Here is an 11373-nt window from a genome sequence, read left to right on the forward strand (position 1 = left end):
TACACCCCTCATCCGTCAGGCTCCGCCTGCCACCTTCTCCCTCAAGGGGAGAAGGGGCGTCGCTGGCGATCCAGCGTTATGGCGATGTCCGCCTTTACCCCGCCCGCCAGCATATGGCGGGTGATCCGCTCGAAATGCTGGATGAAGACGGCCAGTTCGGCGCGTCTGACAGAGGGTAGATCGGCGGGCGGCAGGCCCATCAGCCCCGCTTCCTGCTCGCACCGCCAGTCCAGCACAGCGTCGAAGGACGGCGCCTTGAGGAACAGCACCGCGTCGAAGCGGGCGAAGGTCTGGGCGTAGGAACCGGCCAGGGCGGCGTTGGCCGCGCGCCGCCAGCTCCCCTCCCCGTCCTGATCGGCTTCCAGAGCATTGATCGGCGCGACGAGGTCGGCCTCGGCCTGCGGCGTCGCGCCCAGGCACCAGCCGTCGACCAGCACCGCCGACGGGCGGCCCGCAAACACTGGCCAGCCCGTTCTGGGCGCGCGATCATCGGCCAGCTTGTCAAAGGCGGGCAGCGGCGTGCGGCAGTTGGCTTCAGCGGCGCGCAGGGCGGTTAGAGTGCGCTCCAGCAGGCTCAGGTCGTGCGTCCCCGGCGGGCCGCGCACGGCGAACAGGGGATGGACGTCGCGGGCAAGGGCCTGTCGCTCGGCCCTGGTCAGATAGACGTCGTCCAGCGACAGATGCGCGGCGCCCAGCCGTTCGGCCGCGATGCGGGCCAGGGTGGTCTTGCCCGAGCCCTGCGCGCCGGCGAGCCCGATCAGGGGAATGTAGTCCGGCCGGGCGTGGCGCGCGACCAGAGACCCGACCGCATCCAGCAGCCGGGCGTCGATCATCTCAGTGCTGGCTTTCCGGCAGGCGCACGATCAGGCCGTCCAGGTCGTCGGTGACGCGGATCTGGCAGGACAGGCGGCTGTTCGGTTCGACGTTCTCGGCGAAGTCCAGCATGGACTCCTCCATGGCCGAGGGGCGGCCTGTCTCGGCGGCGAAGTTCTCGTCGACATAGACGTGGCAGGTGGCGCAGGCGCAGGCGCCGCCGCAATCGGCGTCGATGCCCGGCACATTGTTGCGGATCGCGCCCTCCATCACGGACAGGCCTTTTTTGACCTCGACCGTGTGCTCGGTTCCATCATGTTCAATGTAGGTGATCTTGGGCATGGAAGCGGTCTTAACTCTGGATGCAGGGTTGGCAAGCCTTGCTACGCGGCGGCCAAGGAAAACCCCCGGAACCAGGCGGCGCCGGGGGCTTTTCTTTTCGTTCCGACCGGCTGGATCAGGCGGCCGTCTTCTTGCGGGACGGCGAAACCATCAGCTTCTTGGTCTCGGCGATCGCCTTGGCCGGGTTCAGACCCTTGGGGCAGACCTGGGCGCAGTTCATGATCGTGTGGCAGCGATACAGCTTGAACGGGTCTTCCAGGTCGTCGAGGCGCTTCTGGGTCGCGTCGTCGCGGCTGTCCGAGATCCAGCGATAGGACTGCAGCAGGGCCGCCGGGCCGAGGTATTCTTCCTGGTTCCACCAGTAGCTCGGGCACGAGGTCGAGCAGCAGGCGCACAGGATGCACTCGTACAGGCCGTCCAGCTTCTCGCGGTCTTCGGGCGACTGCAGGCGCTCCTTCTCCGGGTCGGGCGTGTCCGACTGGAGGTAGGGCTGGATGGAGTCGTACTGGGCGTAGAACAGCGACAAATCCGTCACCAGGTCCTTGACCACCGGCTGGTGCGGCAGGGGGGCGATGGTGATGTTGTGCGACGAGCACTCGTCCCAGCCCTTGGTGCAGGCCAGGGTGTTGCTGCCGTCGATGTTCATCGAGCACGAACCGCAGATGCCTTCACGGCACGAGCGACGGAACGACAGGGTCGGGTCGATCTCGTTCTTGATGTGGATCAGGGCGTCCAGAAGCATGGGGCCGTGATCGTCGGTCGAGACCTCGTACGAGTCCCAGCGCGGATCGGCGTCCGTCTCCGGGTCGTAGCGATAGACCTTGTAGGTCTTGACGTTCTTGGCGCCGGCCGGAGCCTTGTGGACCTTGCCGGTCGTGGGCTTGGAGCCGCGCGGGAGGTTGAGCTGAACCATCTGCGATCCCCCTTAGTAAACCCGAGCCTTGGGCTCGATGTACGAGACCTCGTCGGTCATCGTGTATTTGTGCACCGGACGGTAGTCGATCTGGACGCCTTCGCCCGGACGTTTCCACGCCAGGGTGTGCTTCATCCAGTTGACGTCGTCGCGGTCCGGATAGTCCTCGCGGGCGTGGGCGCCGCGCGATTCCGTACGGTTGGCCGCGCCTTCGATGGTGACGACGGCCTGGGCGATCAGGTTGTCGTACTCCAGCGTCTCCACCAGATCCGTGTTCCAGATCAGGCCGCGGTCCGTGGTCTTGATGTCCGAACCGGCGGCGTCGATCGAGCGCAGCTTCTGGACGCCTTCGTCCAGGGTCTTGCCGGTGCGGAAGACGGCGGCGTCGGCCTGCATGGCGCGCTGCATCTCAAGACGCAGGTGCGCCGTGGGGGTCGAGCCCGAGGCGTTGCGGAAGCGGTCGAGGCGCGCCAGGTGGGCGTCGGTCTGGGCCTTGGAAGCCGAGGGCACGGCCGAGTTCTTGTCCACGACCTCGCCGCAGCGCAGGCCGACGGCGCGGCCGAACACCACCAGGTCGGTCAGGGAGTTGGAGCCCAGACGGTTGGCGCCGTGCACCGAGACGCAGGCGGCCTCGCCCACGGCCATCAGGCCCGGAACCACGCTGTCGGGGTTGCCGTCGCGCAGCGTCAGCACCTCGCCGTGATAGTTCGTCGGGATGCCGCCCATGTTGTAGTGGACGGTCGGCAGGACCGGGATCGGCTCCTTGGTCACATCGACGCCGGCGAAGATCTTGGCCGATTCCGAGATGCCCGGCAGGCGCGCGTGCAGAATCTTGGGATCCAGGTGATCCAGGTGCAGGAAGATGTGGTCCTTGTTCGGACCCACGCCGCGGCCTTCGCGGATTTCGATGGTCATGGAGCGCGAAACCATGTCGCGCGGGGCCAGGTCCTTCACGGTCGGCGCATAGCGCTCCATGAAGCGCTCGCCTTCCGAGTTGGTCAGGTAGCCGCCTTCGCCGCGGGCGCCCTCGGTGATCAGGCAGCCGGCGCCATAGATGCCGGTCGGGTGGAACTGCACGAACTCCATGTCCTGCAGCGGCAGGCCGGCGCGCAGCACCATGGCGTTGCCGTCGCCGGTGCAGGTGTGGGCCGAGGTGGCCGAGAAGTAGGCGCGGCCATAGCCGCCGGTCGCCAGCACCACCATCTTGGCGCGGAACTGGTGAAGTTGGCCGGTGTCGAGCTGAAGCGCGGTGACGCCGGTGCAGGCGCCGTCCTGCATGATCAGGTCCAGGGCGAAGTATTCGATGAAGAATTTCACCTCGCGACGGACCGACTGGCCGTACAGGGTGTGCAGGATGGCGTGGCCGGTGCGGTCGGCGGCGGCGCAGGTGCGCTGCACCGGGCCTTCGCCGAAGTTGCGGGTCATGCCGCCGAAGGCGCGCTGGTAGATCTTGCCTTCGTCGGTGCGGCTGAAGGGCACGCCCCAGTGCTCAAGCTCATAGACGGCCTGGGGCGCGTTGCGCACCAGGTACTCGATGGCGTCCTGGTCGCCCAGCCAGTCCGACCCCTTGACGGTGTCGTACATGTGCCACTGCCAGCTGTCCTCGCCCATGTTGCCGAGCGAGGCGGAGATGCCGCCCTGGGCAGCAACCGTGTGGGAGCGGGTCGGGAAGACCTTGGTGACGCAGGCGACCTTCAGGCCCTGCTGGGCGGCGCCGAGAGCGGCGCGCAGGCCCGAACCGCCGGCGCCGACGACGACGACGTCGTATTCGTGATCGATAAGCTCGTATGCAGCCATGGCGGGATCAGACTCCGGCCGGCAGCGGGGCCGAGCCCAGCGCCAGACGCACGATGAAGAAGATGCTGGCGGCGGCCAGCACGAGGAAGACCAGGTTCGAGACCAGGATCAGCGACGAGCGGGAGGGGCCGGGAACGTAGTCCTCGAGGATCACCTTCCAGGCCAGGCTGGCGAACAGGCAGAAGACCACCGCCGTCACGGCCAGCAGGCCGGCGTTCAGCGTGCTGCCGAACCAGGCGATGATCGCGCCGTAGTCGGCGCCGGCCAGGGTGAAGCCGGTCGACAGGACCCACAGGCCCAGCGGCATCAGCGCCAGCAGCGCCAGCTTTTCGAGTTTCCATTCCCCGGCGCCGTGACGCTCGGAGATTTTCACATTGTTCTTGAACTTGGGCGCGGCGCTCACAGCGAAACCTTTCCGGTGGCGAACAGCACGACCCAGAACAGGACGGCCAGGACGATCGGACCCCAGACGGCGATCTGGGCCATCAGGTTGGCGGACTTGAGGTCCAGCCCCTTGCCCGCGTCGTTGATCAGGTGGCGCGCGCCGTTCAGCAGGAAGGAGAACAGCACCCACGTCAGGCCGAACCAGATGAACAGGCCGAACGGGGACCCCGAGAAGGCGGCGAGCGAGGCGAAGGCGTCCGGGCCGCAGGCGACGATCGCGACCCAGCCCAGCAGCAGGACGCCGCCCACGCTGGCCGCGCCGATGGTGACGCGGAACAGGATCGACGCGACCATGGTCATGTGCCAGCGCCAGATATCGGTGAAGGGCGACATCGGTGCGACGTGCCCATTGGGGTGACGGACGTAGCGGCCCGTCCGGTCGCCAGTTTCGCCCGCAGCCGGGGGAGTGTTCGACATGCGAATGATTCTCAAAAAACCCGTGGAAATTCAGGGCCGGATTGCAGTGCAACAGGCTTTAGTGACGCAGAAGGGGGGGTGTCAACGAAGGGGGGCGATTCCGAACGAAAGTCGGTCCCTAAGTCTTGGATCAGAAGGATGCGACGTGCGTCAGGGCCGCATCGCGCGTTTCGGTTGTGCAAGGAACCGCCCCTGGCCGACCCCAGACCGGGTCGGGCCACAGGGGGTCGTCGCGGCGGCGGCCGACGACATGGACGTGAAGCTGGGCTGTGACATTGCCCAGGGCGGCGACGTTCAGCTTGTCGACCGGAGCATCGCGCAGAGCGCCCAGCGCACGCACCAGGGCGCCGGCGCGAACGATCTCCTCGCTCAGAAGGGCGCGCTGTTCGGGCGTCAGGTCTTCCAGCTCGACCGCGCCGGTCACGCGGGGCAGCAGGATCACCCAGGGAAAGCGGGCCTCGTCCTGAAACCGCACCTGGCACAGGGGCCAGTCGACGGCGAAGACGGAGGCGGCCTCGAAGGCGGGGTCGGCGGTGAAGCTCATGCGGCGTCCTGATCGGCGAGAAGGCGCAGGCGATAGGCGTTCATCGCCGTTTCGGCCAGGCGCTGGATCAGGCGCCAGTTGACCACGGCCCCGATCGGCGCGCCGACCAGGGGCAGCATCTGGGCCAGCTTGGCCACGTCGATGTAGTCGCGATACTCCAGCTGGAACTTGCGCCAGTCGAAGCTCCGAAGCGCGTCGGGATCGTCCGGCGCGCACATGGCGGCCTCCAGCGCAGCCAGGGCTTCGGGTCGGTGCCGGGCGCTGGAGAAGGCCAGCTGGAAGATGCGCAGGACGATCACCCGCTCCTTCAGGTCGCGGCCGGAGTAGCCGTACAGGGCGGCGATCTCGAACAGCATCTTGACCTTGATGGCCATCAGGGCCGGAAAGTCCGCCGCCGCCATCAGGAAGCCCCCGGCCCCCGCCACCCCGCCCTCGACGCTGGCGGTGGTGCGATACAGCTCGATGCGCGTGCGGACCCTGGCCTCGCGCTCCTGCAGGACGCCTTCGGCCAGGGGGCGGGCGGTGGTCCATTCCGATCCGGCCAGCAGGCCGCGCGTCATCTGCTGGACGGCGCCGGTCACGATCTCGTGCACGCGCTCGGGAATGACGCGGTTGATGCGGTCCTGGGTCGCGCGGGTGGTCTTGTCCCACAGACCGGGCCGTTTCAGCTGGCGGTCGCGCCAGGCCAGGGCCTCGGCCAGGGCGCGCGCCTCATAGGCGGCGTCCGTCATCGGGGGAGCGTCCGTGGGTTTCGCCATAGCCGCAGCCTCGCAGGCCCCGACGAAAGGCGCAACGCGGAACGCTTGCCGCGACCCGCCGACAGGTCTAGACCGCCGTTCCAGCGACTACCGTTTCGCACACGCAATATCGACTGGAGAGACTTGAATGGCTCGCGCGAAGATCGCCCTTATCGGCGCCGGAATGATCGGCGGAACCCTGGCCCACGTGGCCGCGCGTGAAGCGCTGGGCGACGTCATCCTGTTCGACATCGCCGAAGGCACCCCCCAGGGCAAGGCTCTGGACATCGCCGAAGCCTCGGCCGTCTTCGGTCAGGACGTGGCCCTGAAGGGCGCCAACGACTACGCCGACATCGCGGGCGCCGACGTCTGCATCGTCACCGCCGGCGTGCCGCGCAAGCCGGGCATGAGCCGCGACGACCTGATCGGCATCAACCTGAAAGTCATGAAGGCCGTCGGCGAGGGCATCAAGCAGCACGCCCCCAACGCCTTCGTCATCTGCATCACCAACCCGCTCGACGCCATGGTCTGGGCCCTGCAGAAGTTCTCGGGCCTGCCCAAGGAGAAGGTCATCGGCATGGCCGGCGTGCTGGACTCGGCCCGCTTCGCCTACTTCCTGGCTGAAAAGACCGGCGTGTCGGTGCAGGACATCCACGCCTGGACCCTGGGCGGTCACGGCGACGACATGGTGCCGATGGTGCGCCACTCGACGGTCGGCGGCCTGCCGCTGCCGGACGCGGTCGCCGCGGGCTTCCTGTCGCAAGCCGACCTGGACGCCATCGTCGAGCGCACCCGCAAGGGCGGCGGCGAGATCGTGGCCCTGCTGAAGACCGGCTCGGCCTTCTACGCCCCGGCCGAGAGCGCCATCGCCATGGCCAAGTCCTACCTGCTGGACCAGAAGCGCGTCCTGCCGTGCGCCGTGTGGCTGTCGGGCGAATACGGCCTGTCGGACCTCTACGTCGGCGTCCCGGCCCTGATCGGCGCCGCCGGCGTCGAGAAGGTCATCGAGTTCACCACCAACGACGACGAAAAGGCGATGTTCGCCAAGTCGGTCGCCTCGGTCCAGGGCCTGATCCAGGCCTGCAAGGACATTGAACCCTCGCTGGCCTAAGGCCAGCGGGCGCTAACGCGCGGCTCGCGGAGCCGCGCTGCTTGAGCGCCTAGGCGTCTGAATTGGAAAGGGGTCGTGCTGAAAGGCGCGGCCCTTTTTCGTGCGCCATCCCTAGAAACCGCTCATCCAAGCGGATGCCGGGATGAGCGGAAGGGGCGCTATGCCGCTTCGGCTTCTTCCCGTTGCTCCAGCCAGGCCTCGCTTTGCATCTCATTGAAGCGCGATACCGTCCGCTCGAACTCGAAGGCGCCGACGCCTTCAGTGTAGAGGGCCTCGGGCGCGGCCTGCGCCAAGACGACCAGGCGGGTCTTGGCCTCGTAGAGCGCATCGACCAGCGTCACCAGGCGACGGGCCTCATGATGGTTCGCGGGGCTGAGCAAGGGCACGTCGGCCAGGAACAGGGTGTGGAAGCGCCGGGCGACGGCCAGATAGTCCTGCGGTCCCAGCGGCCGGCCGCACAGTTCGTTGAAGGTCGCGCGCGCCATGCCGCCGACCGTGCGTTCCAGCTTCACCTCGCGGCCCAGCACCGGCAGGGCGATGGGCTCTTCCGGCTCGCCGCCCTTGAGGTCCGACCACAGGGTCTCGAAGCCTTGCCGCGCCTCGGCGTCCAGCGGCGAGAACCAGACCTTGGCTCCGGCCATGCGGTCCAGGCGGAAGTCGCGCGCGCCCGCCGTCTCGACCACGTCGCAACGCTGGCGGAGAATGTCGATGAAGGGCAGGAAGAGCTGGCGGTTGATGCCGTTCTTATAGAGGTCTTCGGGCGCGCGGTTCGAGGTGACGGCCAGCACCACCTTCTTCTCGAACAGGGCTTCGAACAGCCGGCCCAGGATCATGGCGTCGGCGATGTCGGTGACCTGAAGCTCGTCGAAGCACAAAAGCCGCGCCTCGGAGGCGATCAGGGCGGCGATGGGCGGAATGGGGTCGTCGCCCCCCTTCTTGCTGGAATGGGCGGTGCCGAACACGTCCTTGCGGCTGCGCGGGGTGCCGTCGCGCCACTGCTTCACCAGGTCGTGGATGCGCGCCATGAAGGCGTGGAAGTGGGCGCGGACCTTCTTCTGCTCGGGCGTCGAGGAATAGAAGAGGTCCATCAGCATGGACTTGCCGCGTCCGGGCGGGCCCCAGATGTAGATGCCCTTGACCTCGGGCAGGGCGCCGAACAGCCCCTTCTTCGACAGGTCGGTCTCCAGCCGTTCAAGCGCGCCGATCAGGGCGGCCTGGGCCGGTTCGGGCGTGATCACGCCCTCTTCCACGCGGATGTCGTAAGCGTTGCGGATACGGGAGGTCATGGCCAGCAGATAGCCCTCGGATGGGGCCGGGGGAAGGCGGTCGCGGATTCCGGCGGCGAATTGGAGGATTCTGGTTGCTTCGCGACTGCGAAGGACCCAAATGCAGAAGCGTTTCTCCCAAACGCCCCCGAACAAAGGATGATTTCATCATGGGCTATCGCGTCGCCGTCGTAGGCGCCACCGGCAATGTCGGTCGGGAAATCCTGACCATTCTCGAGGAAGAGAACTTCCCCGTTGAACAGATGCACGCGATCGCCTCCCGAAAATCCAAAGGCGTGGAGGTCTCCTTCGGCGACAAGACCATCAAATGCCAGGACATCGAGCAGTTCGACTTCTCGAGCGTCGACCTGGTGCTGATGAGCGCCGGCGGCGATGTCTCGCGCGCCTGGTCCGAGAAGATCGGCAAGGCCGGCCCCATCGTCATCGACAACTCTTCGGCCTTCCGTCAGGACCCGGACGTGCCGCTGATCGTGCCGGAAGTGAACCCGGACGACGCCAAGCTGGCGACCAGGAAGAACATCGTCGCCAACCCTAACTGTTCGACCGCTCAGCTGGTGGTGGCGCTGAAGCCGCTGCATGACGCGGCCAAGATCAAGCGCGTCGTCGTCTCGACCTATCAGTCCGTCTCGGGCGCCGGGAAGGAAGGCATGGACGAGCTGTGGAACCAGACCAAGGCCATCTACGGCCTGGGCGACGCTACGCCGAAGAAATTCCCCAAGCAGATCGCCTTTAACGTCATTCCCTACATCGGTTCGTTCCGCGACGACGGCTACACCGACGAGGAAGCCAAGATGTGGGACGAGACGCACAAGATGCTCGACCCGTCGATCAAGCTGACCGTGACCTGCGTCCGCGTGCCGGTCTTCGTCGGCCACTCGGAAGCCGTGACGGTCGAGTTCGACCGCCCGATCGAACCGGACGAGGCGCGCGAGATCCTGCGCGAGGCGCCGGGAATTCTGGTCGTCGATAAGCAGGAACACGACGGCTACATCACCCCGGTCGACGCTGCGGGCGATCACGCTGTCTATGTGTCGCGCATCCGCAAGGATCCGACGGTCGAGCACGGCCTGTCGTTCTGGGTGGTGTCGGACAACCTGCGCAAGGGCGCGGCCCTGAACGCCGTGCAGATCGCCCAGTTGCTGGACGAGACCGGCGTCATCTCGCCCAAGAGCGGCTACCGCACTTTGACGGTCTAAGAGGCCCTAACGCCTCGCACGCGGTGCGAGGCTGTTTGAGGGCGGTTTGAGCACTCCATGATCCCGCCGCGTCGGCGATGCGGCGGGGATCGAAAGGTTTCAGCGTGAGCGCGTCTTCTGCTCCTCCTGCGTCCGAAGCCCGCGCCGCCTTGGCGGCGGGGGTGCTCTGCTACCTGCTGTGGGGTTTCATTCCCCTCGTGTTCCAGCAGATGGCGCACCAGGGGGCCGACGCCTGGGAGATCATGGGCCACCGCGCCGTCTGGGGCCTGGTCTGGGCCCTGATCCTGGTCATGCTGTCGCGGCAGTGGACCCAGGTGGTCGCCGTCTTCCGACAGCCCAAGGTGCTGGGCTGGCTGGCCCTGTCGGCGGTGCTGATCGCCGCCAACTGGACCACCTACGTCATGGCGGTGAACAACGGCCGGACGCTGGACGCCTCGCTGGGTTATTATCTCAATCCGCTGCTGAACATGGCCGCCGGCGCCTGGTTGTTCCGTGAACGGATCGACCGTTTCGGCGTCATCGCCATCATTCTGGCGGCGGTCGGCGTGGTGCTGCAGGCGATCGCCTTGGGCCATATGCCTTGGGTGTCGCTGCTGCTGGCCTTCAGCTTCGCCGGCTACGGCATCATTCGCAAACGAGTCTCGGTCGACGCCCAGACCGGCCTGTTCATGGAATGCCTGCTGTTGGCCCTGCCCGGCCTGGCTTGGGTCGTCTTCATCGAGGCGACGGGCCAGGGCCATTTCACCGCCTCGCCCGCCGCCACCGCCTGGCTGCTGTTCGCCGGACCGGCGACGGTCATCCCTCTGGCCCTGTTCGCCTGGGCGGCGCGGCGGATGCCCTTGTCCAGCATGGGGTTCCTGCAGTTCCTGGCGCCGACCATCGTCTTCTTCATCGGCGCCTTGCAGGGCGAGGCCCTGGGGAGTCTGCGGATCGCCTCCTTCGCCTTCATCTGGGTCGGAGCCGCCGTCTTCGCCCTGGGCGCCGTGCTCAAGGTGCGTCGCGCGTCGGACACCGCCGAGACCATCGTGGCGCCCGAACCGGGCCTGCTGGACGACCCGGCTGAGGATCGCATGGACGCTCTTGGCGAGAATCCGCCGCCTGCGCGTTGAGGTCGGACGCCGTCCCGGCTTAAAGAAGAAGGCGATGATGATCTGTTCCCGCTTCCTCGCCGCCGCCGCCGCATCCGTTCTGCTCGCCGGGGGGACTTCGGCCTGCGCCCATGGCGTGGTCCAGACCGGCGGCGATGAAGTGATCCGCACCGCTCGCGTCGGGGTTAGCCGCGAGGCCGCGCCGACCGCCGCGCCGGGCGCGCCCGTCGCCGTGGCCGCCCCGCCGACCACGGCCGAGACCTTCGACGCGGTCAGCGACGCCCTGGACGCCGCCGCCGCCGCCTGGACTTCGGGCCAGGTGGACGCGGTCATGGCCACCTATGTTCACGACGAGCCGTTGCTGGTCTTTCTGGGCGACACCCCGCTGAAGGGGCCTGATAGCGTGCGCGCCGCCCTGGACGCCCGCGCGGCGGCGCCGGGCGGGCTGGGGGCGCTGTCCTATGAGTGGTTCGAGACCATGCAGTTCGACGTCAACACGGCGGTGGTCTCGGGGCGTGCGGTGATGACGCGCGACGGCAAGACCCATCGCGGCCTGTTCACTCGCATCCTGCGCCGCACGGTCGACGGCTGGCTGATCGTCCACGACCAGCTGGCCTGGGGGCCGGAGGCTTAAAGTCCAAAATGTCAGGCTTCCCACCTCCGCTCATCCCGGCGGACGCCGGGA

13 protein-coding genes are annotated in these 11373 nt (G+C 67.4%); 4 read left to right on the plus strand and 9 right to left on the minus strand.

What is annotated here, in order from left to right; genetic code table 11:
* Window positions 1-41 precede the first annotated feature (41 nt).
* The 8 genes from FM111_RS12755 to FM111_RS12790 all read right to left on the minus strand — a co-directional run bounded on the left by FM111_RS12755 (window position 42) and on the right by FM111_RS12790 (window position 6028).
* Complete coding sequence (locus FM111_RS12755) at window positions 42-833, minus strand: kinase (protein ID WP_087141320.1); 792 nt, start codon at window positions 831-833, stop codon at window positions 42-44.
* A 1-nt stretch (window position 834) separates the two neighbouring features.
* Window positions 835-1155 (minus strand): 2Fe-2S iron-sulfur cluster-binding protein, encoded by a 321-nt coding sequence (locus FM111_RS12760; RefSeq protein WP_003166502.1) that lies wholly within the window; start codon window positions 1153-1155, stop codon window positions 835-837.
* A 115-nt stretch (window positions 1156-1270) separates the two neighbouring features.
* On the minus strand, window positions 1271-2068 hold the full coding sequence (locus tag FM111_RS12765) for a succinate dehydrogenase iron-sulfur subunit (protein WP_087141321.1): 798 nt from the start codon (window positions 2066-2068) through the stop codon (window positions 1271-1273).
* A gap of 12 nt (window positions 2069-2080) precedes the next feature.
* Window positions 2081-3865 (minus strand): succinate dehydrogenase flavoprotein subunit, encoded by a 1785-nt coding sequence (gene sdhA / locus FM111_RS12770; protein WP_087141322.1) that lies wholly within the window; start codon window positions 3863-3865, stop codon window positions 2081-2083.
* A gap of 7 nt (window positions 3866-3872) precedes the next feature.
* Entirely contained in the window at window positions 3873-4268 is a 396-nt protein-coding gene (locus FM111_RS12775; RefSeq protein ID WP_087141323.1) for a succinate dehydrogenase, hydrophobic membrane anchor protein, read from the minus strand.
* Window positions 4265-4726 (minus strand): succinate dehydrogenase, cytochrome b556 subunit, encoded by a 462-nt coding sequence (sdhC, locus tag FM111_RS12780; protein ID WP_256968276.1) that lies wholly within the window; start codon window positions 4724-4726, stop codon window positions 4265-4267. The genes FM111_RS12775 and sdhC overlap by 4 nt, the downstream gene beginning before the upstream one ends.
* Before the next feature lie 130 nt (window positions 4727-4856).
* Window positions 4857-5270: an HIT domain-containing protein gene (locus FM111_RS12785; RefSeq protein ID WP_087141325.1), complete on the minus strand. Its 414-nt coding sequence runs from the start codon at window positions 5268-5270 to the stop codon at window positions 4857-4859.
* On the minus strand, window positions 5267-6028 hold the full coding sequence (locus tag FM111_RS12790; protein WP_256968277.1) for an EcsC family protein: 762 nt from the start codon (window positions 6026-6028) through the stop codon (window positions 5267-5269). Before FM111_RS12790 ends, FM111_RS12785 begins: the two co-directional genes overlap by 4 nt.
* A gap of 127 nt (window positions 6029-6155) precedes the next feature.
* On the opposite strand from FM111_RS12790, the gene mdh reads away from it, so the two are divergent.
* Window positions 6156-7118 (plus strand): malate dehydrogenase, encoded by a 963-nt coding sequence (mdh, locus tag FM111_RS12795; RefSeq protein ID WP_087141327.1) that lies wholly within the window; start codon window positions 6156-6158, stop codon window positions 7116-7118.
* Window positions 7119-7276: 158 nt separating this feature from the next.
* On the opposite strand, the gene zapE is transcribed toward mdh, so the two are convergent.
* The gene (gene zapE, locus FM111_RS12800) at window positions 7277-8404 is read right to left on the minus strand and encodes a cell division protein ZapE (protein WP_087141331.1); all 1128 of its coding nucleotides are present in this window, start codon (window positions 8402-8404) and stop codon (window positions 7277-7279) included.
* Between the two features lie 149 nt (window positions 8405-8553).
* Between zapE and FM111_RS12805 the strand changes: the two genes are divergently transcribed.
* From FM111_RS12805 to FM111_RS12815, 3 genes are all read left to right on the plus strand, one after another.
* Window positions 8554-9600: an aspartate-semialdehyde dehydrogenase gene (locus FM111_RS12805; protein WP_087141328.1), complete on the plus strand. Its 1047-nt coding sequence runs from the start codon at window positions 8554-8556 to the stop codon at window positions 9598-9600.
* Window positions 9601-9704: 104 nt separating this feature from the next.
* Complete coding sequence (gene rarD, locus FM111_RS12810; RefSeq protein WP_087141329.1) at window positions 9705-10709, plus strand: EamA family transporter RarD; 1005 nt, start codon at window positions 9705-9707, stop codon at window positions 10707-10709.
* A gap of 34 nt (window positions 10710-10743) precedes the next feature.
* Complete coding sequence (locus FM111_RS12815) at window positions 10744-11322, plus strand: DUF4440 domain-containing protein (RefSeq protein ID WP_087141330.1); 579 nt, start codon at window positions 10744-10746, stop codon at window positions 11320-11322.
* Window positions 11323-11373: the final 51 nt, after the last annotated feature.

Source organism: Brevundimonas diminuta 3F5N, assembly GCF_900163625.1.
GTDB lineage: Bacteria > Pseudomonadota > Alphaproteobacteria > Caulobacterales > Caulobacteraceae > Brevundimonas > Brevundimonas diminuta_A.